General features: G+C 32.6%; 23 protein-coding genes. 7 read left to right on the forward strand and 16 right to left on the reverse strand.

Annotated features, from left to right (window positions below; genetic code table 11):
* Positions 1–62: 62 nt before the first annotated feature.
* From mnmA to bsdtb5_RS14590, 4 genes are all read right to left on the reverse strand, one after another.
* Complete coding sequence (mnmA, locus tag bsdtb5_RS14575) at positions 63–1,139, reverse strand: tRNA 2-thiouridine(34) synthase MnmA (protein WP_271712707.1); 1,077 nt, start codon at positions 1,137–1,139, stop codon at positions 63–65.
* A gap of 19 nt (positions 1,140–1,158) precedes the next feature.
* Positions 1,159–1,602 (reverse strand): Fe-S cluster assembly scaffold protein NifU, encoded by a 444-nt coding sequence (gene nifU, locus bsdtb5_RS14580; protein WP_271712708.1) that lies wholly within the window; start codon positions 1,600–1,602, stop codon positions 1,159–1,161.
* A 198-nt stretch (positions 1,603–1,800) separates the two neighbouring features.
* Positions 1,801–2,982, reverse strand: a complete 1,182-nt coding sequence (gene nifS / locus bsdtb5_RS14585) for a cysteine desulfurase NifS (RefSeq protein WP_271712709.1) — start codon at positions 2,980–2,982, stop codon at positions 1,801–1,803.
* A gap of 136 nt (positions 2,983–3,118) precedes the next feature.
* Positions 3,119–3,607, reverse strand: a complete 489-nt coding sequence (locus bsdtb5_RS14590) for an RrF2 family transcriptional regulator (RefSeq protein WP_271712710.1) — start codon at positions 3,605–3,607, stop codon at positions 3,119–3,121.
* 256 nt (positions 3,608–3,863) lie between these two features.
* Between bsdtb5_RS14590 and bsdtb5_RS14595 the strand changes: the two genes are divergently transcribed.
* Positions 3,864–5,387, forward strand: coding sequence for a putative polysaccharide biosynthesis protein (locus bsdtb5_RS14595; protein WP_271712711.1), 1,524 nt, complete (start codon positions 3,864–3,866; stop codon positions 5,385–5,387).
* Positions 5,388–5,590: 203 nt separating this feature from the next.
* Here bsdtb5_RS14595 and bsdtb5_RS14600 read toward each other — a convergent pair whose 3' ends face one another.
* Together bsdtb5_RS14600 and bsdtb5_RS14605 are read right to left on the reverse strand one after the other, a co-directional pair.
* Entirely contained in the window at positions 5,591–6,052 is a 462-nt protein-coding gene (locus tag bsdtb5_RS14600) for a chemotaxis protein CheX (protein WP_271712712.1), read from the reverse strand.
* Entirely contained in the window at positions 6,043–6,906 is an 864-nt protein-coding gene (locus tag bsdtb5_RS14605; RefSeq protein WP_271712713.1) for a response regulator, read from the reverse strand. Before bsdtb5_RS14605 ends, bsdtb5_RS14600 begins: the two co-directional genes overlap by 10 nt.
* A gap of 311 nt (positions 6,907–7,217) precedes the next feature.
* Between bsdtb5_RS14605 and bsdtb5_RS14610 the strand changes: the two genes are divergently transcribed.
* Positions 7,218–7,898, forward strand: coding sequence for a TIGR00266 family protein (locus bsdtb5_RS14610; RefSeq protein WP_271712714.1), 681 nt, complete (start codon positions 7,218–7,220; stop codon positions 7,896–7,898).
* Between the two features lie 189 nt (positions 7,899–8,087).
* Here the strand turns inward: bsdtb5_RS14610 and bsdtb5_RS14615 are convergent, their stop codons facing one another.
* Both bsdtb5_RS14615 and bsdtb5_RS14620 read right to left on the reverse strand, forming a co-directional pair.
* Positions 8,088–9,230, reverse strand: a complete 1,143-nt coding sequence (locus tag bsdtb5_RS14615) for a methyl-accepting chemotaxis protein (protein ID WP_271712715.1) — start codon at positions 9,228–9,230, stop codon at positions 8,088–8,090.
* Between the two features lie 257 nt (positions 9,231–9,487).
* A complete protein-coding gene (locus tag bsdtb5_RS14620; RefSeq protein ID WP_271712716.1) occupies positions 9,488–11,401 on the reverse strand; it encodes an NAD(P)/FAD-dependent oxidoreductase in 1,914 nt (637 codons plus the stop codon).
* A gap of 197 nt (positions 11,402–11,598) precedes the next feature.
* Between bsdtb5_RS14620 and bsdtb5_RS14625 the strand changes: the two genes are divergently transcribed.
* The 5 genes from bsdtb5_RS14625 to bsdtb5_RS14645 all read left to right on the forward strand — a co-directional run bounded on the left by bsdtb5_RS14625 (position 11,599) and on the right by bsdtb5_RS14645 (position 16,037).
* The gene (locus bsdtb5_RS14625; RefSeq protein WP_271712717.1) at positions 11,599–12,180 is read left to right on the forward strand and encodes a TetR/AcrR family transcriptional regulator; all 582 of its coding nucleotides are present in this window, start codon (positions 11,599–11,601) and stop codon (positions 12,178–12,180) included.
* Between the two features lie 252 nt (positions 12,181–12,432).
* The gene (locus bsdtb5_RS14630; protein WP_271712718.1) at positions 12,433–13,047 is read left to right on the forward strand and encodes a YARHG domain-containing protein; all 615 of its coding nucleotides are present in this window, start codon (positions 12,433–12,435) and stop codon (positions 13,045–13,047) included.
* Positions 13,048–13,059: 12 nt separating this feature from the next.
* Positions 13,060–14,322, forward strand: a complete 1,263-nt coding sequence (locus bsdtb5_RS14635; protein ID WP_271712719.1) for a zinc-ribbon domain-containing protein — start codon at positions 13,060–13,062, stop codon at positions 14,320–14,322.
* Between the two features lie 12 nt (positions 14,323–14,334).
* Entirely contained in the window at positions 14,335–15,258 is a 924-nt protein-coding gene (locus tag bsdtb5_RS14640) for a Yip1 family protein (protein WP_271712720.1), read from the forward strand.
* 2 nt (positions 15,259–15,260) lie between these two features.
* Positions 15,261–16,037 carry an N-acetylmuramoyl-L-alanine amidase family protein gene (locus bsdtb5_RS14645; protein ID WP_271712721.1) on the forward strand — a complete coding sequence of 259 codons (777 nt, stop codon included), beginning with the start codon at positions 15,261–15,263 and terminating at the stop codon, positions 16,035–16,037.
* A 153-nt stretch (positions 16,038–16,190) separates the two neighbouring features.
* Here the strand turns inward: bsdtb5_RS14645 and bsdtb5_RS14650 are convergent, their stop codons facing one another.
* The 8 genes from bsdtb5_RS14650 to bsdtb5_RS14685 all read right to left on the reverse strand — a co-directional run bounded on the left by bsdtb5_RS14650 (position 16,191) and on the right by bsdtb5_RS14685 (position 26,439).
* Entirely contained in the window at positions 16,191–16,343 is a 153-nt protein-coding gene (locus bsdtb5_RS14650) for a CPC_1213 family protein (protein WP_271712722.1), read from the reverse strand.
* Between the two features lie 125 nt (positions 16,344–16,468).
* Complete coding sequence (locus bsdtb5_RS14655; RefSeq protein WP_271712723.1) at positions 16,469–16,807, reverse strand: cupin domain-containing protein; 339 nt, start codon at positions 16,805–16,807, stop codon at positions 16,469–16,471.
* A gap of 392 nt (positions 16,808–17,199) precedes the next feature.
* Positions 17,200–19,146: an ATP-binding protein gene (locus tag bsdtb5_RS14660; protein ID WP_271712724.1), complete on the reverse strand. Its 1,947-nt coding sequence runs from the start codon at positions 19,144–19,146 to the stop codon at positions 17,200–17,202.
* An 18-nt stretch (positions 19,147–19,164) separates the two neighbouring features.
* Positions 19,165–19,878 (reverse strand): LytR/AlgR family response regulator transcription factor, encoded by a 714-nt coding sequence (locus tag bsdtb5_RS14665; RefSeq protein ID WP_271712725.1) that lies wholly within the window; start codon positions 19,876–19,878, stop codon positions 19,165–19,167.
* Positions 19,879–20,268: 390 nt separating this feature from the next.
* Positions 20,269–22,479 carry a beta-glucosidase BglX gene (bglX, locus tag bsdtb5_RS14670; RefSeq protein ID WP_271712726.1) on the reverse strand — a complete coding sequence of 737 codons (2,211 nt, stop codon included), beginning with the start codon at positions 22,477–22,479 and terminating at the stop codon, positions 20,269–20,271.
* Positions 22,480–22,694: 215 nt separating this feature from the next.
* Complete coding sequence (locus bsdtb5_RS14675) at positions 22,695–23,657, reverse strand: acetylxylan esterase (protein ID WP_271712727.1); 963 nt, start codon at positions 23,655–23,657, stop codon at positions 22,695–22,697.
* Positions 23,658–23,695: 38 nt separating this feature from the next.
* Positions 23,696–24,733 carry a LacI family DNA-binding transcriptional regulator gene (locus bsdtb5_RS14680; protein WP_271712728.1) on the reverse strand — a complete coding sequence of 346 codons (1,038 nt, stop codon included), beginning with the start codon at positions 24,731–24,733 and terminating at the stop codon, positions 23,696–23,698.
* A gap of 176 nt (positions 24,734–24,909) precedes the next feature.
* A complete protein-coding gene (locus bsdtb5_RS14685) occupies positions 24,910–26,439 on the reverse strand; it encodes an ABC transporter substrate-binding protein (RefSeq protein ID WP_271712729.1) in 1,530 nt (509 codons plus the stop codon).
* Positions 26,440–26,483 lie beyond the last annotated feature (44 nt).

Below are 26,483 nucleotides of genomic sequence, written 5' to 3' on the forward strand. Positions count from 1 at the left end.
TCTATTAATTCGTATGCTTTAATAGCTATTATTTATAGACTCATAACAAAATCAATCCATTATTAGATAATAGTTCCACCACCAACTACGTACTCACCATCGTAAAATACCACAGCTTGTCCAGGAGTAATCGCTCTTTGAGGTTCTGTAAAGACACATTCTAACTTGTCTTCTCCTACTTTACGAATGATACAATCGGCTCCTTGATGAGAATAACGTATCTTAGCAGTAACTTTCATATCACCTTCAAGATCTTCTATCGACATGAAGTTCAATTGATTCGCATATAACTTATCACTGAATACTTCATTTGAAGTTCCAATGACTACTTCATTTGTTTCAGGTCGAATCTCAACTACAAATACAGGATGGCCAAGTGAAAGATTCAATCCTTTCCTCTGTCCAATGGTATAATGTGTAATTCCTTTGTGCTTTCCTACCACTTCGCCTGCAGTATTTACGAAGTTACCCTTTTGAATCTTGGTATCTGTGTTCTCTTCAATAAATTTTGCGTAATCATTATCTGGAATAAAACAAATCTCTTGACTATCTGGTTTATTCGCAACTCTTAGGTTAATCTCTTTTGCCATTTCTCGAATCTGATCTTTTGTGTATTCACCAACTGGCATAATGGTATGAGATAACTGATATTGCGTAAGATTATATAAAGCATATGTTTGATCTTTTGCTGCTGTTGCTGATTTCTTTAACGTATAACGGCCATTCTCTAATTGTACTACTCTTGCATAATGCCCCGTTGCAATATAGTCTGCTCCAATATCAAGAGAACGCTTTAATAAGGATTCCCATTTCACATAACGATTACAAGCAATACATGGATTAGGGGTACGTCCTTGTTGATATTCTGCAACGAAATAATCCATTACTTTCTCTTTGAATTCTTTTTTGAAATTCATTACATAATAAGGAATCTCAAGAGTCTCAGCAACTCTTCTGGCATCATCTACTGCGCTTAATCCACAGCAACCACCTTGTTCTTCTTTTGTTTCATTGTCTTCATCTTGCCATATCTGCATGGTTACACCAATGACATCATATCCTTGTTCTTTCAATAGGGATGCAGCCACGGACGAATCTACTCCACCAGACATACCAATTACTACTTTTTTCTTTTCCATGAGGAAAGAACCTCCAATTCTAGTATTCCTCTTTAATCTCTTCTTCCTCTTCGTTAATATCAGATTTAGGTTTCTTTAATCCTTCAATCTTTAGATTATTCTTTTCAGCATAATCCCAAAGTGCTGCATGAATTGCTTCTTCTGCTAATAAGGAACAGTGTACCTTTACAGGTGGAAGACCATCAAGAGCATCCATAACAGCTTTATTTGTTATTTTTAAAGCTTCTTCAACTTTTTTACCTTTTACTAGCTCAGTTGCCATACTACTAGTTGCAACAGCTGCACCACAACCAAATGTCTTGAATTTTACATCATTTATTATACCGTTATCGTCAATATCAAGAAAGATTCTCATGATATCTCCACATTTTGCGTTTCCAACAGTACCTACACCACTTGCGTTCTCTATTTCTCCAACGTTTCTTGGATTTGTAAAATGATCCATTACTTTTTCACTATACATTCTATTATCCTCCTGTATCGACCTTAACTATTATCGTATTATTTCTTTTTATATATAATAAGCATATTTTGATTATCTTTTATTCCTGCTTTATTTTTAATTGTAGATTTTGTTTTTATTATCTCTGAAATCATTTTTGACTTATACGTAAATAACTCTATATTTGATTAATAAATTTATTTATAATTAGTTTGTTAATTAATTGATTCCCTTTACATAATCTTCATATAATGGAGACATAGAACGTAATTTATCAACGATTTCTTTTACATTAGTTACAACATAATCTAATTCTTCTTTTGTAATATCTTCATTTAATGTAAGTCTTAATGAACCATGTGCTATCTCATGAGGTAGACCAATTGCTAATAATACATGAGATGGATCTAAGGAGCCTGATGTACAAGCAGAACCGCTGGATCCACAGATATTCTTCATATCTAGCATGATTAATAATGATTCACCTTCAATAAACTGAAAACTAAAGTTTGAATTATTAGGTAATCTCTTTGTTCGATGACCATTTAATCTAGTATAAGGAACTTCTGCAAGTACTCTCTCGATTAAATAATTTCTTAACTCAATTTCTTTTTCTGTACGTTCTTTAAATGTATCCATAGCAATTTCAACTGCTTTACCATATCCAACAATTGCTGGAACATTCTCTGTACCTGCTCTTCTGGATCTTTCTTGTGCTCCACCATGTATCAAAGAACGAATCTTAACACCTTTTCTGATATATAAGAAACCAATTCCCTTTGGTCCATTAATCTTATGACCACTTGCACTTAACATATCAATGTTAAGATCATCTACATTAATATCAAGTTGCATATAAGCTTGAACTGCATCTGTATGGAATAAGATATTATTTTGTTTTGCAATCTCTCCAATCTCTTTGATCGGTTGAATTGTTCCAATCTCGTTATTAGCGAACATTACAGAAATTAAAATAGTTGTTGGGCGAATTGCTGCCTTTAATTCATCTAACTTTAATACACCATTTTCATCTACTCCAACATAAGTTACTTCGAAACCATTCTTCTCTAGATATTCACAGGTATGAAGAATTGCATGATGTTCAATCTTAGAAGTAATGATGTGATTTCCCTTTTCTTTATAAGCTTCTGCAGTCGCTTTTAGAGCCCAGTTATCAGATTCTGATCCACCACCTGTAAAATATATCTCTGCTGCATTAGCACCTAGTGATTTTGCAATGATTTCTCTCGCATCTGTTACTGCTTTCTTATTCTGTGAAGCAAATTCATATATACTAGATGGATTGCCAAACTTTTCTGTAAAATATGGAAGCATTGCTTCTACTACTTCTGGTCTAGTAGCTGTCGTAGCAGCATTATCTAAATAAATTTTCTTATCCATTTTTGTCATCTCCTATATTCGTTTCTATCTATAATATCTTATTTCTAACTTAATTCTTATAAAACAATCTTTATTAATTATAATTATTTAAACAATTACATCGTATGAACTTTGACTAGTTAGTGAAGTTATTTTATTAAATTTGCTTGCCACAAGCTGTTTTTGTTTCTTTCTTCTTATCATTCTCTGAACAAGAATTTCCATGTACTGCTTTACTTTCTTTTACTAATTCAGATAATAATATTTCATCTACAGCACTATTTATACTATCACTAATACGCTTCCAAACATATTTTGTTACACAAAGATCAGAGCTACTGCATGTGGTATCTCCACCCATAATCTCTGCACAATCCACTGGGTTAAGATCACCTTCTAAAGCTCTTAAGATATCTCCAACGGAGATCTGGTCTGCTGATTTTGCTAGAACATACCCGCCTTGAGCACCACGAATGCTATTTACAATACCTGCTTTCTTTAACTTTGCAATCAATTGTTCCAGATAACTAATGGAAATGCTTTGTCTCTCTGCAACACTACTTAAAGATACGGCTTCCGACTCACTATTTAAAGCTAAGTCAACAACAGCTCTAAGCCCATATCTTCCCTTTGTTGATAATTTCACGGATTCATCACACTCCTTCTTTTATAATCCCGAGCATTTTAGTCGGATATTTACTGATTGTATCTTATCATTATGGTGTATTAATGTCAATAGATATTATAAAATATTGCTTTTTTTGCTTATTCTATACAATTTTATTCCAACTTTTAAATATAACGAAAGAATATAACGAAAGAATGTACCATATAATGAACTAATAATAATAAAGGACATCTGATAAATCGACCCCTATCTAGATTTATAAGATGATTGTTCTATGAGTAAAAGTAGTATATTAAAAGGAACTATAATATTAACATTAGCTGGATTTTTGACGAGATTTATTGGATTTTTCTATAGAATCTATTTATCGAATGCACTTGGTGCTGAGAATATGGGTGTATACCAGTTAATCTTTGCTGTCTATGGGATATGCTTCACCTTATATGCATCTGGTATTCAGACATCTATCTCTAGGTTCGTTGCAGCAGAAGTAGGTCAAAATCACATAAAAAACGCAAGGCGAATCCTTAAGATTGGTTTAATCTTATCGGTATCTATAGCACTTACTTGTTCTATCGTTACCTATCTAGGCTCCGATTATATCTCCATACACCTACTTGCTGAACCAAGATGTAGCGATTCCATTAAAATACTTGCTTTTATCTATCCATTTTGTGGTATGACAGCTTGTATTAATGGATATTATTATGGATTAAAGAAAACCTTTGTCCCTGCCTCCACTCAATTGCTTGAGCAGATTGTGCGTGTTATCTCTGTGTATTTCATAGCTCTTTATTTCGGAAATGGGGATAATGTAGTTACTTGTGAACTCGCAATCCTTGGTGTTGCTCTTGGTGAAATTGCTTCTGATGTATATAGCCTTCTCTCCTTACTATTTGAGAATAAAAAAGCCAATATGCTATCGAAGGTTACTTTAAGACTCAGGACAATAATGAAAGAATTATTGAAAGTATCGATTCCGCTCACCGGAAATCGTCTACTACTTGCTTTATTACATAGTTTTGAGGCGATATTGATTCCCATAATGTTAAAGAAATCAGGTCTATCAACTGCTGATGCGTTAAGTATCTATGGTGTGCTTACAGGAATGGCGATTCCATTTATCATGTTTCCATCTACCATTACTAACTCCTTTGCGGTTATGTTATTACCAACAGTTAGTGAAGCGCAAGCTGTTCGTAATAATTCATTAATTGACCGAACAACCACAATGTCAATTAAGTACAGTCTGATTATTGGTATTCTTAGTACTGGTATTTTTATGATATTTGGTAATGCACTTGGAGTAACTATCTATAATAATGCTACTGCTGGTGTATATCTTACTGTATTATCCTGGCTATGTCCATTTTTGTATCTTACTACAACTCTAAGTAGTATTATTAATGGGTTAGGCAAGACTCATATTACTTTTTTTAATTCGATTGTTGGCTTAGCTATAAGAATTTTCTCCATTTTATTTTTTATACCAAAGTACGGTATTGCAGGTTATCTAATCGGTACCTTAGTAAGTCAGCTAGCTATTACAACCTTAGATGTTGCTGCTACCTACCGTAATATTCATGCTGATTTTGATGCAGTAAATTGGTTATTAAAACCTTCTATTATCATAGCCATATTAGGTTATTTCACTTATCACTCTTACGAGTTTCTTATTCGTACGACCAATCTCTCAGCTTTATTGTTGTTATTTATTAGTTGCATTGCACTTACACTTGGTTATATCTTATGCTTATTCGTAAGTGGTGCTATGAGTAAGAAGGAATTTGGCAAATAGCAATAAGCTAGGATTCAAAGTTTACATTTCAACTAGTATTTATTTAAATTAAGAAAGGATCTGCGCAATTCGTAATGTAATTATGAATTGCGCAGATCCCATTTATTTACTTATTAATATACTTATTTATTTATCAAAATAAATATTCATATTTCTTAATGAGCATCTATTTGATATTCTGGATTCAATAATCGTTTATTATGCTACCCTTCAAATGCTAAATTAACTTTTACTGGAATATCATCTGCTATTAACTCAATACATAATACTTGATTTGAACTCATTTTAATCGATACATTATCACCAATTAATAACGTTGGAGTTGAAATATCAATCGTAATTCCCATCGTTGAGAAACATGTAGCTGCATTCGCAGTCAACATGTTCGTTAACTCTGATATTGCACTCTTTGCCATATCATCAAATTCTGCGACTGGCATTCCCATCATCATTGTTGATGCTATTTTTTTTGCTTCCTCAACTCCAATGGAATAAACAACATTTCCTCTAATCTCTCCAACAATACCTAATATAATAACAACGCCTGAATCAGTTAAATCCTTGCCCTTAACACTCAAATCTCCTTTTTTTACATTATTAAATCCAAGCTGAGGCATTATAGTAGCAAAGGATTCAATAAACGGATTTACATGTTTTACATCCACTTTTCTTCACTCCTTTTAAATCCAACATTAAGTAGTAATTTACCATAATCTGTATCTGCTATTGCGATAGTTGTAATAAAGTTAGGAGCTGATACGTGAACTTTCTCACCATGTAAAACAGATGGCGGTGCAACACGAAGTCCAAGTGCCTTTATCTTTCTATTTAATATAGAACATGCATTTCCAGAAATAATATTAGTAAATTCGCCCAGTGCCGCCATCATTTCATCAATACTTTTTGGTTCTCTTCTCAAGAGAGCTGTCGCCAGATTATTTGCAGTTTCCTGTGACAAATCAATTAACATTCTACCAGCAAACTGTCCTATAATTCCAATAATAATCGTCATACCTTCTGATTCATATTCTTTATTAAAAGAATATTCTTCAGTGTATGTAAGAAGAGTTTTGGTCATTCTATTCATACCATCCATTAGTGCTTCTTTAAATACTACAAAATATTCTTCTTGTAAATAATTATATAAAGCTTCTGCGTCCATAATTCGATTAATTGCAGTAATAAGTTCATCAGCATCAACTGGTTTCTGAATATAACCAGATACCTTATTCTTTTTAGCTTCACTGATAATTTCATCATCCATCATAGAACTAATAACAATAACTTTTATATTTTCATCAATTTCATGCACTGCACGAGTGCATTCAAGACCATCTGTACCTGGTAATGTCATATCCATCGTTACCAACATAGGTTTCTTATCTTTTACTACTTCTTTCACTTCTTCTAATGAGCCAGCTACTCCAACAACGTTAAAACCATTCTCCTCAAGAATATCTTTTATCAATGCAATTGAAAATGAGGAATCATCTACAATAACAACACTAATATCTCTCACTGAATCACACCCTCCTTAATTGTTATATAACTATCATATCACATTCCTATAAAAAAATCACTATATGTCTAATATGGTAATATTTTGTATCTTAAGATATTTTTTACATATATGAAATAATTTATTTTCTCTCGTTTTTTCATTTAATGCATCTATAATAAAAAACATTAATTATTATCAACCATTACTAGAAATATTATTTCAATTAGTTTAGAAATTAGAATTAGATTAATTTTCCTATTTTATCTTTAATATTTTCATAATTCGTGTATACTAAAATATAATAATCAAATTATGAGGAGGACAAATATATGAGATATGAAATTATTGGAGAACCACTACCTGTTGTAACTTGTACAGTAAACTCAGGAGAATCTTTAATAACAGAAAGTGGCTCTATGAGTTGGATGAGTCCAAATATGAAAATGGAAACCACTACGAATGGTGGAATTGGTAAAGCTTTAGGTAGAATGTTTTCAGGAGATTCTTTATTTCAGAATAGGTATACTTGCTTAGGCGGAGAAGGAATGATTGCCTTTGCATCAAGTTTTCCTGGATCTATTCGTGCATTCAATATTACACCAGGAAACAGTATGATTGTGCAAAAATCTGCATTTCTAGCTTCTGAGGCAGGTGTAACATTATCCATTCATTTTCAGAAGAAAATAGGTTCTGGCCTATTCGGTGGTGAAGGATTTATTATGCAAAAGTTATCTGGTAATGGTGTTGCTTTTGTTGAGATTGATGGTACTGCAGTTGAATACGATCTTCAAGCTGGCCAATCTATGGTTATTGACACTGGATATCTAGCAGCTATGTCAGAAAGCTGTAAGATGGAAATCCAAACAGTACCTGGTGTTAAAAATATGGTATTTGGTGGCGAAGGTATCTTCAATACTGTTGTTACTGGGCCAGGTAAGATTATATTACAGACAATGCCAGTAAGTAATGTTGCTGCTACATTAAGACCATTTTTCCCATCAGCCAAATAAAGACATTTCCTTTAAAGTTAAGCTATAAATATCTTTGAATATTTAAAAATGAGTAGCGCTATAATTAATACAAAAATCCGAGGGTATCTGGGATTCATTTTGTATTAACTATAGAGCTACATTTTTATTTAATTATTTAGTTATCTTTATCCTATAACTTCTTGTAGTTCCTTTGTAAAAAACTGGTTCTTAAATTGTATTTGCGATATTAGCAAGCTCTACTGATGACGCTTGAATCTCTTCAATTGTTGCGGTAATTTCTTCTGTTGCAGCTACTTGTTCCTGACTAGATGAAAGTGATATATTGCTCTTATTCTTAGTTTCTTCAACTTTTGATTTAATATCATCTGTCAATTTTTTAATTTTAGGAACTGTATTTTTAGATTGTTCGGATAATTTATTAATTTCATTTGCAACTACACTGAATCCTCTTCCAGCTACTCCTGCTCTCGCTGCTTCTATGGATGCGTTAAGCCCCAACATTTTGGTGGCATCTGCTATAGATTTAATCATATTACTAATTTCAACAATTTGATTAGCCATGATTGTGATTTCTTCAATTTCTTTATTTACTTCTTGTTCATTACTATGTATTGTCCCTGAAGCAGATGCAAGTTCTTGTATCGTGATTGATACTTCGCCAAGCTGTCTTTCAAGATTTGCTGACATATTTCTCAAGCTTAATTCTGCTTGTTTTGGTCTTATAATATTAATAACACCAACTACAGTATTACTCTCTTCGTCAAAATATGGAGCAGTAAGCACTCGAACTGGAGGTCCATATTGTAAGGTATCATCATCGCTTAGAACACGCTTTCCTGACTGAATAGCATTTACGATGGCTGGTTCATTTGTAATGTCAAAACCTGCTTCTACCACAGGAATATCATATTTTTCACTACGTTGTACATTAATAATTTCTTTTTGATTTGTTAATGATATAAATGCTCCTTCTGGAAATAAATCAGTAATAATCGGTGCTATACTTTCGAATGCGTTCTCCATCGGATGAACAATTGGTCGTATTGTTAAAAATGCACTATTGCTTTGGTCATTATCATCATTAAGTATAGGTATATACGTTATACTTAAGTTTCTATGAATTGAATCATCAAATATAGTAATTACTTGCTTCTTCTTCATTGAGACATCAATTATTGTCTTATCAATTTTAGACCCTTCATCGTAATTATTTAGTTGTAAACCATCTGATGATATTTTCCATACAATTCTATCATCTTCTAATAATACGTAAGCAACGCCATCTGGATATGTATCTAATTGTAACTTTAAAAATTCTTTGGTTTCTTCAATATATTTTTTCCTTATCAAAATTGTATCTCCTATCTATCTTTTCTTCGTTATTCCTTAAAATATTTATTTTACAGATTGTACTTTATTGCTTCATTTTTCCTTTATTATGTACTAATAGCCATTATCTATATTATTATTACATATAATAGTAATATTTGTATTCTTCACCTCAAAAGAAGCAGTAGATACCATATATAAAGGCATCTACCGCTATCTAATTCAATGTTTTATTATAATTTCATCTCTATTACTAATATTAATATTCCATACGATTCTTACATTACTCGGATAGTATGGTAACCTTCATGGACTGCAGTTAGGATTTTTCTTGGAGCTTCTGCATCGCCAATTACGGTTATATCTTCTACTTTGTCCTCTAACTCTTTTTCTAATTGATTGTTTGCTTTATAGCCTGCTGCAATTATTACGGTATCGCATTCGATTGTAGATTCTTTTCCATCTTTTTGATATGTAATACCTGTGCTAGTTATTTTAGCTACTTTCGCATTACCAACCACTCCGATATTTCTTTCCTTAATCATGGTTCTAAGCGCTTGATCATTATTTAAGCAATGTTCTGAGATAGCAAGAATATCATCTAGCATCTCGATGATGGTTACTTCTTTGGCTGTTTCTTTCATATATGCAGCTGTTTCACAACCAACAAGTCCACCACCGATCACAACAACCTTTTCACCAGGTTTTTTAAGACCTAATAAATAATCATTAGCAGCTTTGGCTAGTTCAATGCCTTCAATAGGAGGCATTACAGGTACAGAACCTGCTGCTAATACAATTTTATCATATTTTCCTGCAACTACATCTTCTGTAGTTGCTTCTTTATTCAACTTTACAGTAACTCCAAGCTTTAATACTTGTCGTTCCATATATGTAATTAGTCTAAGTACATCATGTTTGAATGTTGGTAGACCCGCTGCCCATAGATTACCACCTAGTCTAGATGATTTCTCCCATAACTCTACATCAAACCCACGTTTTGCAGCTGCAATCGCTGCAGACATACCACCAGGGCCTCCACCAATAACTAACACTGATTTCTTAGTTCCATCAGGTGTAGGAAGTTCAAAATTATCTTCTGCATAGCATAACGGATTTACTGCACAGTAATAGTGCTTACCAGAGAATCCTGCAAGGAGACATTCATTACAACCGATACATGGAACAATATCCATTGTATTACCTTCTTTTACTTTGCTTGCCCAGTATGGATCAGCTAGCATCTGATGGCCTAATACGATATAATCTGTCTTTCCTTCTGTAACAGCTCTTTCCGCTTTTTCTGGATCAAACATCTTACCCTGACCAAGTACAGGAAGAGAAACTACTTTCTTCACAGCCTCAACTACATCCATTTGATGTTCTTCCTTTTCATAAACAGTAGAGATAGCCTTATGCCACGCTTCGTAACATCCTACATCGACATGAAGAGCGTCAACATTAGCAGCTTCAAGAATCTTTGCCATCTCAAGTCCCTCTTCTAATTCTCGTCCACCTTCTACTCTATGAACTGGAGTGAACTTTACTAGAATAGGGAATTTATTACCAACATTCTTTCGAATTGATTCTATACATTCTAAGGTAAATCTCATACGATTCTTAAGATCTCCGCCGTACTCATCCGTACGTGTATTCCATTGTTTGGAATGGAATTGGTCTAATAAGTATCCGCCGTATGCATGCAATTCTACCGCATCAGCACCTGCCATTTTTGCTAGACTTGCTGAATATCCGACCTTCTCTACTAGATCTTTGATTTCTTCTTTGGTAAATGGTTTACATTTTAGATTTGGAAACCAGAATGCATTACAATCGCTAGAAGAATATGGTGGTGTAAAAGGATCCGTAAACTGTTGACGTCCTAAACCTGGTGATATCTGCACACTTACTTTAGCTCCATAATGATGACAGCGTTCTATTAACATATTAAGGCGTTCTACATGATGAAAATTACTAAGTTCTGTACATGGACGTGGTTCATATTTGGTAGTTACAACATTAGCGCCTGTAATAATTAAGCCAGTGCCACCTTTTGCACGTTCTTCAAAATAACGAATACCTTCAGTGCAATAAGATCCATCTGCTTCGCCAGTTGTTCCCATTGGTCCCATAACAATGCGGTTTTTCAACTTCATACTTCCAATTTGAGTTTTTTCAAATAATTTTAGCATATGTACTCTCCTTCTTGATTTACCTTAGTTATATTTTGTATTACTACAGTAATATAATACCATTATAGGAATATAATGTCAATGTAGAATCTTGTTGAAGCATGTGTTATAATGTTCCTTATGATACCGTAGATTGCTTATTGTTTGGCCACTTCAGATGTTAAAAATAATAAGAATAGAAGAAAAAGGAGCATCCTATGTCAGAAATTTCAACGAAACAGTTTATCATAAATACAGCCAATCAATTATTTTTAGAAAATGGATACCAGAATGTTACAGTAGTTGATATTTGTGAAGCCTGCAAAATATCGAAAACAACATTTTATTATCACTTAAAATCAAAAGAAGATATTATTCTCCATTTTTATGATTCTGTTACTCATAATATTAGTCAATTCCTTATGTCTATCTTAGAAAGAAATAATTACTGGGACCAACTAATGAAGTGTTTTGAATGCCTTATCGAAGAAGCGATGAAATATGGAACAGATTTCTTTAGTCAGATGATGATCAGTAATCTGAAAGAAGACTATGGTAGTTATGATATGAGAGAAGAATTAACCAATATTGCTGTAACGATTATAAAAAAAGGACAAGAGGCTGGTCAGATTCGTAATAAAAATGAAGCAAAGTCCTTATACCAAGCTTCTGCTTACGCTTTTTTGGGTTATGAAGTAACATGGTGTATCAAGAAAGGAAAATTTGAATGGTTAGATGAAGTTCGCACTGCATTAGAAAATATTTATGATGTAGCACCCGAATTCAGAAAAAATAACTAACTTGTTATGGTGACAAAAGTCTTATTTTAATTAATTGAATACTTGTTAATTCTTAGAAATAGCGTATCTGATAATGTTGTAACAGATACGCTATTTCTAAATTTTTATAAAATTTACTTAAAGTCAATGCAATTAAAAATTGACATAATAGAAAAAAATACCTATAATATTCTGTGTATGTGTCATAAAATAACATTATTCCTATCATGATATTTTTGAACATATAAAAATTTAAGATCGGGAGAGGGAAATATGAAAGAAAAAGCAGACTTTAAGCTTAAAATCATTTCATGTATTCTTTCAATTGCTATTATCTTTATAGCATCTATCACTGCTCTGTTATTCTTATCAAGTTCTAATGTATCCAAAGCTAAAAAAACAAAAAATCTTACAAAATCCGAATATGCAAAGGAATCAGATAATTCTTCTAATTCACAAACCGAAGAATATCAAGGAATATCTTTAGATGATTTTAGTATTAGTGTATCATCTTCTAATTCGGATAAGAAAAAGGAAACTACAGAACCTGATACTTCTACAGAGACCAAAACCAGTGAAGATACAGAAGATACTGAAGATTCAAGTAATCAAGGGGATTACATAATCTCAGATAGCGATTCAAGATATCTAACAGATGATGATTTAAAAGACTTAAGTAAAGATGAATTATCTCTTGCAAGAAATGAAATCTTTGCACGACATGGGTATATTTTTGACTCAGAAGAATTACAGTCATATTTTGAGGCAAAGGATTGGTATTCACCAGTTTACTCCTCAGATTCATTCCCAGAGGATGAATTAAATGAGTATGAAAAAAAAAATGCGAACCTAATTAAAGACTATGAAAAAGATAAAGGTGACAATTAAGGAGGTGACATCATGTTTTGTCCAGAATGTGGAGCAAAAGTACCAGATGATGCCGCTTTTTGTGGTGAATGTGGTACCAAAATCGAAATACAACCTACAATAACAGGACCTACCAACGAATCTAAACAAGAGCTTATGTATCAGCCACCAGCTTCTGCTATTCCTACCTTTCATCCAAAGAAACAGATGAGTAAAATGGCTAAGATTGTACTTACGGAAGCTATTCTCTTAGCAGTAGGATTATTTAGCTTCGTTGCAATTGGTAAAAAACAGTTTGGCCCAGCACAAGTTGCAAAACACCATTTCTTAAAGGAAATGAATGGTGACTGGGAAGGGGTATATGATGATTTGGATATTGCAACGTCAGATTTCCTTACGAAAAAAGAATTCCTTAAAGCGAAAGAAAATCAAGGAGCAACCAAATATAATACATATCAAATTGATTCGAATTCATCTTCAAAGAAGGATATCAGTACAACTGTTGATATCTCCTATCGTTTAAAGGGAGAGCACGATGATTCCGCCTTCAATGTTGAACTAAATAAACAGTCGTCAAGGAATTTCTTATTCTTTGATTCATGGAAAGTAGCCCCTGATAATTATATCTATAGCGATTATAGTATCACTGTTCCTTCTAAGGCCAAAGTTGTTCTTGATGGTATTACATTAGGTTCTAGCTATTTAAATAATGAATCGGAAGACGACTCCTATGATTCTTATGTGATACCTGAACTTTTTATAGGTCAACATGACATTAAAATAACTCAAGATAATATGGAAGACATCAAATCAACTATATCTACTGACAATGAAGGCTATTATCTTGAAAACATGACATTAAACAAAGATGTTCAAACTGAACTAGCTAAGGATGCCGCAAAAGCAATGAAGGAACTCTATGCAGCTGCTGCTACGCAATCTCCCTTTTCCGATATTAGTGATTTATTCATTTCAGATGAGGTGCAACGATCCAATATGAAAGATTCCTATACTTATTTCAGTTCTTACTTTAGTTCAGGGGATGGAACTGGAATTGATGCTATAGACTTCTCCAATGTAACTGGAGATGTTTCTTATGATACTATTGATAACCAATTATATATAACAGTTACCGTAGATTACGATTATAACTTGACGTATTCCGTAAACGACTATTGGTCTGGTGAAAAGCAAACCAATACGTATTCCAATTCTTCTTCAACTGATTTTACTTATGTCTATGAAGATGGTAAATGGTTACTAGATAGAACTGATTTTAATACTTTATATTATTAGGAGGATAATGAAATGGCAAAATTTTGTACGAAATGTGGAAAACCTTTAGAAGAAGGACAAACTTGTTCTTGTCAATTACAACCAACAACAACTCCAATTATGGAAGAAACACCTACAATGGCTTCTGAACAATCCGAACAAGCTTTCAACTCTAACCAACCAACAATGAATACGCAAGCGGATTATAAACAATATCAGCAACAGTTCAATCAAGCTAAAGAACACTCTACAAGATATCTTCAGGATTTATTCGCTTCATTTTTGAATATCTTTCGTAACCCTACAACAAGTGGACCTCTTTTTGTTAAAACAGCAAATCACAATATTGCTATAGGATTCATTGTCTTTCAAGCAATATTAACAGCATTCTTTAGTGTAGTTGTAACCTCTAAAATAAATTCAACACTTAATTTATTCGGTGGTCTAATGGGTGATTATTCAGACGCTGCTACAGCAGCATATAAGCTTCCATTAGTTAAGATTTTCATCGTTACAATCCTTATTTCTTGCTTATTAAGCTGTATTTTAGCGGGGATCTTATACCTAGTAAGTATGATCTTTAAAAATACAATACATTTTAAATCAATGTTATGTGTTGCGGCAACTAGAAGCGTGGCTTTAATTCCAATCACAATTCTATCTATCATTGTTTTTTATATTAACACTAATACTGGTATTACCTTATTTTATCTAGGTAATTTATTAGGTATCTGCTATATGCTAGTGTCCTTACCAATTATTTCACAAGATAATAAAAATAAAGTTCCTTTTATCATATTTATCACAATGGTAATATTCTTCTTTGTTTCAACATTTGTAATGTATCATAGTATTCCATTATATTTACCTGAAACAATGAAAGATGGTTGGAAGGAATTCTCAACTCATATGAAATCATTTGACCTATTAAAATCAATGACAGGAGCATCTTATTAATAATGAATCGAGCAATTAGAAAATTAGCATTCTTATTATGCATTATTTTTGCTATAGTTACGTGTGATCAATTACTTCTTCCAAGCCAAGAAGCAAACGTTCAAGCAAAAGCATCTAACTATGCAAATCAGATATTTTTATCACGCACTACATCCAAAAAGGTGATTGTAATTGATGCAGGCCACCAAAGACATGCTAATACCGCTAAAGAACCGATTGGACCTGGAGCATCTACAAAAAAAGCAAAAGTAACTGGTGGTACTTCTGGCGTATCCACTGGATTAGCTGAATATCAACTTAACCTTTCTGTCGCCAAATTACTTAAGAAAGAACTAGTCAAACGTGGTTATAAAGTAATTATGATCCGTGAAACGAATAACGTTAACATCAGCAACAGTGAACGTGCGAAAATAGCAAATAAAGCAAATGCAGATGCATTTATTCGTATTCATGCTAATGGAAGTGTGAATCGTAAAGATAATGGAATTATGACAATATGCCAGACTAAAAGTAATCCCTATAATGGCAAACTATATTCGAAATCTTATTCTTTATCAAGCAACGTACTTAAAAGCATGTTAAAATCCACAGGGGCCAATAGTAAGGGTGTGTGGAGAACGGACACCATGAGTGGAATTAATTGGTGTAAGGTACCTGTTACCATTATCGAAATGGGATTTATGAGTAACCCAAAAGAAGATTCCCTAATGGCAACCTCCAAATATCAGAAGAAACTTGTAACTGGGATTGCAAATGGTATTGATGCTTATTTGAAATAGGTTCGATATAATATGTATTGTCTTTAAAAGTTAGCATAACATAATAAATATTCTACAATGAAAAGCACCTTATAGTGAGTCATATCCTTCGCTCGCTATAAGGTGCTTTTCATTATTTTATATTCTGTCCTATAACTAAGTACGTAAATAATTCTAGTTTTCTTTATCTTTGGAATTGTCCGCTTTTAGTCCAAATACAGCTCTAGCGCTTTCAGCTTGTGGATCATGCTTAATATGTTTAGAATGAAAGGTACCATCTTCTTTTTTATGATTACTTGTACTTTTTTTGGCATTATTTTTGCTCATAGTTAATCTCCTCCAAATAATATAATTAGTTTATATTATTATGCCATGTATTCGAAATTTCATTCTTTCATATTTCATATAAGCCTATAATAATTTTACATGTAATACCCTTATATTTTTATATCTTAGGCAGGAAATACCACAACTAAAAGCATCTTAAATTTTTCTTTTCCAAATACAGCATGAGGATGATTTGCAGGCATAACAATAGACTGTCCATCCTCAAGAATATATTTAGTATCATCAATAGTAATCTCAGCTGTACCTTCTAATACTTGAATCAGTGCATCTCCTTTTGATTCATGCATACTGATTTCCTCATCTTTATCAAATGCAAATAGAGTCATGCTTACGTATGGATTCTGAACAATTGTCTTACTTACAACTTGACCCTCCAAACACTGTATTTGTTCTTTTAAATTTAGAACTTCTGAATTTTGAATATTTTTTAATATAGTATTCATTTTATCTCTTCCTCTCTATTTTATTGTTCTTTATTTTTTACTAGATGAAACATCCATCTATCTATAATATAACACTATTGACATTATATTAACATTGATGCAGATCAATATTTTCAAATATAATTATTTGCTATTTCTAGTTCATCGTCCAAATAAAGAATAAAGCGAAAGCACTTAAAGTATATTATCATCTTAAATAATAACATGCTTTAAGTGCTTTCACTTATTTGTATTTCTACTAATCTTCCCTAGATTAGAAACTACAATTGATATATTAAATATCCCCTCGAATATTATTATATCAGAAAATAGATATAATAATTAGCGATTGCGAAATCAGCAATTTTCATGTCGAATTTGGCATTTTTGCAGAGATTATTGTCTATTTATTTCTAATTAATGTCGATTTCAGGAATTGCTATCATCAATGTAAATACCTTTTCACTATGTTCTATTTTCATATGGCCTTTGTAACTTTGAACTACTTTTTCCATATTATAAATACCGAATCCATGAGAATTACTTTCCTTTAATGATTTGTATTTACCCTCCTCAACATTCAGCTCTCCATTATATGTATTCTCAACTTTAATAAGTCTCTGTCCATTCATAGCTTTTGATTCAATTTTTATGAATCGAGCATAAGATGGGTCAATCTGAGAACTAGCATAAACAGCATTTTCTAATGCATTACCAAGTATAATGCAAAGATCACTATCTGTAATTCCAATCTGGTTCGCGATGCTACAATGACATTCAAATTGTATTCCAATTTCTTTTGCTTTCATATAATTATATCCAATAATGGAATTGGCAATGGCATGCTCACAGAATACAGGAAGTTGATCGAAGCTAGCTTTTTCTGTGAATTCATTTAAGAAATTACGTAACTTCTCAATATTTTCTTCTTCTACGAGTTGATTCATAATAGTAATAAAACGATTTATCTCGTGTTTGATTTCTCTTATTTCATGCATCTGACCACTAAGGGCATTGTAATGCTCTTTTTGTATTGTTAACTGCTTTTTCGTTAGTTCAAGACGTGAAGATGAGATTGAAAAATCATCATATAAGTCAAGTGCGCGAATGATATACAAAATATCCATAATAATCAAAAATAACACAAATAGGAGTAGCATCACCAACGACATATCCATCAATATAGAACCATTTATATAATAACTATCAATTGCCACTCCTACAGTAATCAATATACTACTCCAAAATATAATCATGCCATATTTCTTTAGTCGATCACTCCATAGATATATTTTGAAAACAATATAAATATCCAGCGTAAAAGTTAACATTGGAACAATGGTAGATAGATATTGATTATATATAGTAGATGGTGTGCATAGGTAAATTAAAAATAGTATTGTATATAAAGAAAAAAATCCCCATTTTTCTTTCTTAGCAAATTGAATACCACATTGTTCCTGTACTAAAAATATTAATAAGAATTTAAGCAAGAAGGATTCGGCATACATTATCTCATTTGTTTTCTCATAGGATAAATTAAAAAATAAAATATTCTGCCAAAAACTATAAAATTCTGATGTCAGCATAATTCTCATTAATATTAATAGAACCATAGATGGCATCCATAAAGTATATATCTTTCGCTTAATGGACAGTAAATAGAACGTAAATAAACCCATAAGTGAAAATAGTCCTATTCCAAATAAAACAAATCGGACAGAATTCTTTAATATACTTTTTTGAATAATTTGATGATAATCTCCTATAACAGGAGACATATAAAGTCCAGAAAACCTTGTCGTTGCAAGTTCTATAATTACTTCGTGTTGTGTTCTATTTGACAATTTAACAGGGTATATATCCGATTTTGGACTAGTAAATATTTTATTATTATCTTTTGATACAACCCCACTTTTTGAGGTTAACTTGCCATCAATATATATCCGATATGCACTTCCGAAATCAGGTATATATATTGTAATATTCTTATTATATGAGAAATTAGTTATCGTTAATTTATAAGTTCCATATCCATCCGCTGTTAGTTTCTTACCATGAACTTTAATATTTGTCCATTCATCTGGAACCTCTAAAAAATATTTATCATTATCAGTTTTCTTTTTGTCTGAATGAACAAACTGGTTTGGATGAAATTCCCATTCCCCATCGAGATAATAAACACCTTTTGATAGATCAAGGTCACGTAAATCAGTTCTTCCGTCCTCAACTTTATTAGTTCCATTTATCTCATGATAAAATTTACTATAAAGAACTGGTAAATTAACTACCAAAATAGTAAAAACTAAACCTATGAGAATAAATATCTTCCGTTCTTTATGTTTTTCCTTCGCATCCATTTCCTCGATTTTCCTTTGTTAACTCATATATTTAAATAGATATTCAAAATACTTATCTTTCGATTCTTTTCGATATTTTCTAGATATATTAATATCGATATCATTAATACAGAAATAATTTTCATTCATTTCCTTGGTATAAGCTAGATTTACCGCGTAACTTTGATGACAACGTATAAAAGAATCTTTGGGCAATTGTTTCATTATTTCATCTAATTTGGAATAGCATTGAAGCTCTATTCCACTTACTGTATGAATTAGTATTTTTTTATCTCTACTCTCAATATATAGGATATCCTTACAATTCACCCGATAATTTACACCTTTATAACTAAATTGGATCTGCAAATGTCGTTCCTTATTAATAAGTAGTAAAGCATGTTCTAATACATCATATAGTTTCTGTTTATTCAATGGCTTTAATATATAGTTGAAAGCAAACACATCATATGCATCAGAATAATGTTCATTGCTTGATGACACAAAAACAATCTTCACATCTGCCATAAAGTCACGTATCTTAGATGCAAGCTCAATGCCACTACCCCTAGGCATATAAATATCCAAAAATATGATATCAAATAATACTTTTTGTTCTTTGCAATCTTCTAATAAAAAGTCACCATTCTGATATGATATTATTTCAATAGAAGCATCATATCCATATAAAGTTTCTGTTAGATTTTTAATATCCTCTGCTCTATCATCGCAAATTCCAATTTTTATACACATTGTTTATCGTGCTCCTTTTAAATACAAATCAATATAAAATATAACATATATAAACGAAAAAGTAATTACCTAATTTGCGATAATGAATTATACAAGAATTTATCAATTAGGTTTCCTATTTTTTTATTCCTAAATGATTCTTTAATCTTAATACCTTTTGTAATTATTATAAGTAGATTCTAAATATTAGACAAGAAAAAATGACAATATTCTAAAAGGAGTTCTTGCTTCAATTGATACATCAATTTCACAAGAACTCCTTATTTAACCTTTACTCATCACTCTAATTCATAATTACTTAATTCTCTATAAAACACTTAATTCTTATCAATAAAAACTTAGCCTCACCTACATTCCTATATAACTTAATTAGAACTAATACTAAGTATACTAGACTAATATAAAACCACCTTGATTCTTTGTGCCACTATCACTACCTATAAAAACATTGAATTCACCAGGTTCGCTGGTATAATTCATGTTAACATCATAGAATTTAAGCATTTCTTCTGTAATAACAAAAGTGACTTTTATTTCTTCACCAGGCTCTAACTCTATCTTTTGGAAGCCTTTTAACTCTCTTACTGGTCTTGCTACACTAGCATTTTTATCCTGAATATACAGTTGAATAACTTCTTTACCAGAATACTCGCCAGTATTCTTAACTGTTACTGAAGCCTCAACGCTACCTTCTTTGGTTAATTCCCTCTGATCTAATATAACCTCTGATATTTCAAAATTTGTATAGGATAGACCATAACCAAAAGGATAAAGTGGTTCATTCGGAACATCTAGATATTTGGAAAAATATTTTCCGTTTCCTTCGTTACCAGCATAAGGTCTTCCAGTATGGAACTCATTATAGTAGATAGGAACTTGTCCAACATTATGTGGGAAACTCATAGATAACTTTCCAGATGGAGTAGCATCACCAAATAATATTTCTGCTATGGCATTTCCACCTTCACTACCAGGTAACCAAGCTTCTAATACTGCTCTTGATTTATCACTGATTTCTTTAATTGTAAGTGGTCTACCATTGAATAATACAACAACAATATTAGAATTAACCTCTGATACCTTTCGGAATAGATTCATCTGTACCTCTGGAAGATCTAAGTTTGTTCTACTAGAAGCCTCCCCTGAATGTATTGGCAATTCTCCAAGAGCCATAACAACTACATCAGCTTCTTTTGCATTCTTTAAGGCTTCTTCTAATAACTGATCTTCAATAGCTTTTTCTTCTTCTGGACTAAGCATTTCCTCATAGACATCAAGTCCACTGTTAGGATCTACAAATCCACAACCTTTTGCATAAGTCACGTCTGAGATACCAAGATTCTCAATTCCTTTCTTGAAGGTAACATTTTCATCTACTTTTGCAAAAATAGACCACACCCCAGAGATCCATTTGTTATCTACATGTGGTCCAACAAAGGCAAGTTTTTGTCCTTCTTTCTTAAGAGGTAAGATATGATCATTTTTTAATAATACCATGGATTCAATTGAGATTTCTTTTGCAAGCTTTTTATGCTCATCACATAGAATCACTTCTAATTCTTCCGCTTCATCTCCATCTTTGAATGGATTCTCAAATAGTCCTAATTGGTTCTTAAGCTCCAATACTCGTAATGCAGCTTCATCAACAAGCGATTCGTTAATCTTATTTTCTTCTACTAACTTTTTAAGATTTCCGCAATAGCAAGTTGTCATCATGTCAATGTCAACACCTGCTTCCATTGCTAAAGCTGCTGCTTCTTCTTTATTTTTAGCTATACCATGATGAATTAATTCTTCAATAGCTGCCCAATCTGATATAATTACTCCATCAAATCCCATTTTATTTCTTAAGATATCTCGTAATAATTTTTTATTACCTGTGGAAGGAATACGGTCTAAGGTATTAAAAGAGGTCATAACAGTTGCACAACCTGCATCTACAGCTGCTTGATAGGCTGGAAGATAATCACCCAACAACGTTCTTTCCGATAATTCAACGGTATTATAATCTCTACCAGCCATTGGAGCACCATATCCAGCAAAGTGTTTCACACAAGCAGCAATCTTACCTTTCTCAGTAAGAGGTCCAGTACCTTGATAGCCTTCAACGATTGCTTTCGCAAAGCAGCTATTCAAGTACGCATCTTCTCCAGTGGATTCCATTACTCTACCCCATCTTGCATCACGTACAAGGTCCACCATTGGAGAAAAAGTAAGATGAAGACCAGCTGCTGCCGATTCTTTCGCTGAGACAGCTGCTGCTTTTTCAACTATTTCTGTATTAAAGGTACATCCTTGTGCTAAAGGAATTGGGAAGATGGTACGATAACCATTGATAATATCCGCCATAAATATCAATGGGATCTGATGTGGTTGCTTTTTCATATAGCTTTCTTGGATTTTTCTTAATAATTTTGCACCGCCACCACCTAACACGGAACCGGCATTATTAATCTCTTGCTCTGTGAATCCAGCTGCATTTTCAGGTCCTGTGATAACACCTTCTTTTTCATAATAGTAGCTACATACTTGTAATAATTGATCTATTTTTTCTTCTAATGTCATATCTGCAAGTAAATCTTTTAATTGTTCTTGTTTCATTAGTATACCTATTACTAACACATCTGTTATCCGATGTGTTAGTGCCACAATCGAAATAAGTTGAGAGAATTTATATGTGGCATTCCTTTCTATACTTCATTTTTCTTTCAACTTTCCTTTAATAAAATATTAATCTATCTTCAATTAAATAAGACTTCTCTATACTTTTATATTGGGAAGTTTAAAATATATAAATATAGCTAGTCTATGAATAACTAATATCCTATCATTCTATGTTCTTTAATAAATTCTAATTTCTTTTGCATATGAACCATTCCGCAACCATCATGTCCATTAAATGGATAAACTACGATATCTTTCTGTGCAGTTATTCGATTGTAAGTTGCATAGTAGCACTTGGCAGGGCATATGTTATCTTTAAGCGCCACAGATGCAAGCACAGGACACTTAATTTTATCTGCCATGTTCATTGTATCGTAATAACTCACCGTTTCGTAAACAGTGTCCCACCGATTAGGATATCTTCTAATATAATCCGTTAAGCATTGAAAAGACCCATGCTCTCCTTCAATTCTTGCTTCTATATTACTATTACTAGGAACATCAGCAATGGCGAGAGCTGCACGTTCATCAAGAGCGGCCATTGCCATAACCAAAGCTCCACCTTGACTTGCGCCATGTAAAATAATTTTTGACGAATCTACATTCTCACATGATACTGCAAAATCTATAGCGCGCATTGCATCCATATATACTGCACGATAGTAGTACTTACTCTTATCAAGGATGCCAAGTGAATTTACATTATGAAATAAGCCACCTGGATAATTCACATTACTTCCGGTGTCTCCGCCTTGAAGCCTGCATTCCATTACTATAACTACCATACCCATCATAATCCATGGCATATATTCATGTGGTAGATTTCTACCATTCGTAAAACCATGATAATGAATGAGACATGGTAGCTTTTCACTTTTTGTAAATTTCGGAATCATATACCATCCCTTAATATCAGTACCATCATATCCTTTATAAGTCAGATCATAAACATCCACATAAGGAGAAGGATAATCTACCTTCTCTAATGTAACACCTAAAGTTACGCTTTTAGATAAAGTAATTGTCTGACGCCAAAATTCTTCAAAGTCTTCTCTTTTTGTCAACTCTGGTAGGTACAATTCATACTCTTTCTTTCTATCATCAACAAATCTCATATCCATTTTCCTTTGCTCAACGAACTTTGCAAAAATTGTTATCTTCTGAAATTTCCCGATACACTTGTGCAAGATCCCCTTTTTAGTAGAGATGCTTCATATACTGTATGACTTGCCTTGTTACCTTGTAACATACCAAATAAAGCATCAATAGCCCCAAGTGACATCTGTTCTGCTGGTTGACATATTGTATCAATGGATGGATTATAATATTCAGCAACCTCTATTCCATCAAATCCAACTATGGATATATCTTCCGGCACACGTAGTCCTGCTGATACAACCGCTTTCGCAGCTCCAATTGCCATAGTATCTGCTACTGTTACAACTGCAGTCATATCTTTGTTACGTTCCATCATATTTTTCATCATATTGAATCCAAATTCATACCCGGATTCTGAAACATTAATCGAGGAAACCAGAACCGGATCATATGGAATTGAATATGCTTCTAACGCTTTTTGATACCCTCGAAAACGTAGTAAGTTCGGTGTAACGTTACTTCCGTGTGTACTATAAATACATCCAATTCTATGGTGACCCAAATTAATTAAGTATTCTGTTGCTTTATAACTTTCTGCTTCATCATCAATAATAACACTTGAGTACAACTCAGAATCTACAGAATCACCCGCTGATACAGTTAATAAGACACATGGAACACCTAATCTTTTAAAATCTTCATTCGTATATTCAAAGTTACCACCCATAATTATAATTCCATTCAGATTTCGATCCTGTACTTCTTTTATTGCCATAGACATCTCATGTTCTGAATAGTTAACATTACGTATCTCCAAATGATATCCGCGTAAAAATACTTTTTGTTCAATAGTATGAATCATTTTTTGAAAAAATGGATTTGTAATACTCTTAGCTAAAAGTGCTATGGTCTTTGACTGTCCCATTTTTAAGACTCTGGCATTGTTATTGGGAACATAATTAAGCTCACGAACTGCCGCCATTACCTTTTCTTTCGTCTCATTACTTGTAACTCCACTATTATTTAAAACTCTAGATACTGTAGCAATACCAACTCCTGACAGTTTAGCTACATCCTTAATTGTTGCACCCATAACTTTTTTGAATCCTCCATATTACAATCATTTCTTATCTTGTTCACATTCTACCATTTTTTCACTTTAAATACTATAGTATATTGCTTATCACTATTGATAAATAGGCAGTTTAACTCCATTCATGTAACTTTCAGAATGCATCGTTACCCCGCCTAATTACCATTTTTATTTAATTATTTACTTGCAGCAAAATCACTATATTGTTTATTCACTTCTTTAATAACATCATCAATTCCTGCTGCTTTTAACTGTTTTCTATATTCTGCAACTGATTTTTTAGGATCTGATGTTTTTCCTAATAGAATCTGGATTCCAAGTTGAGAATCAACATTTGCTATCGCTGATAATTGCGATGAAATCTTAGTACTATCAAAGTTGAAACCGATATATGGACTATCAATTGCATCTTTTTCCCATTCTTTGTTAAGAATATAACGGCGTGGATCTTCGGTTGCAGCTGGAATATTAAGTTTATCTGTACGGAATGCCCATCCTGCAAATCCACCACCATCTTTTTCTGCATTAAAGCCAGCTGGTTGTGTAACATTACCATTACTTAATACGTATTGTTTGCCTTCAATACCATATTGGAATAAATCATAACATTCTTTATCTGTCATTAATTTTTCAATTACCATTAAACATCTTTCTGGATATTTAGAATTTGCACTAATTGCAGTTGCTGCACCAACACCAGTTGATTTAATAATTTTATTTGTAGCTGGGAAAGTATAGAATTCAGTATCAACACCTGGTAACTTTTTCATCTGATTTCCATAGTTACCTGTCCAGTCTGGTTGGTGACTAATATAAGATGCAGATAAGCCATTATAGAAGTTATCCTTATCATCTTGAGCTGCAGATAATACGTCTTTCGTCCAATATCCTTTTTGTGCCCATTCATGCATTTTTACTGCAAATGCTTCGAATTCATCTGTAAATGCTGGATGGAATACATTTCCCGCATCGTCTTTTCCTGCTGCTAGATACATTTCTGCTGATGGAATACCAGGAGCATCAATCCAATCTTTTGTAGTTCCGATTAACATTCTGTAAAGATCCATTGCTAAATTAGAATTTCCGTTAAGTGGAACCATTTTTTCTTTTAAAGCATCATCCATATATGTTTCCATATCAGCAATAGAAGCGATACTTGAAATACCATACTTGTCCATTATATCTTTACGAGTTATGAATCCATATGCAGTATATTCACTATAGTTATTTGGAACTGCATAGATTTTATCATTTACTTTAACACTGTTCCATCTATCTGCTAATTCTGTTTTTAATTTTGGTGCATAAGTATCAATCATATCCGAAATATCTACAAGAGCATCTTGCTTTGCTAAAGTAGAATATGGAACTGCAGCACTAGTGGCTACATATGCCATATCGAATTGTTCACCTGATGTCCATAATAATGGGTATTTTGTATTGACATCTGCCCAGTCAATGTATTTTACTTCAAGCGTTGTGTTTATGCTTGCTTTTAACTTCTTATTTAATTCAGCTAAGATATCTTTGTTAGCAACGCCTTCACCACCATATAGATATAGAACTAAGTTAACTTCTTTGGACGTATCCACTTTACCATCTGCTGTCTTTTTATCACCTGAATTAGAATCCTTGCTACCACAGCCAGATAAAAGTCCTACGCACATTACCATCACCAATAATGTTGAAACTATTTTTTTCATCATAAAAACATCCTCCTTAATAATTTAAGTACTTTGTGTTTGAGCTG

This window comes from Anaeromicropila herbilytica, from assembly GCF_016591975.1.
GTDB classification, from domain to species: domain Bacteria; phylum Bacillota; class Clostridia; order Lachnospirales; family Lachnospiraceae; genus Anaeromicropila; species Anaeromicropila herbilytica.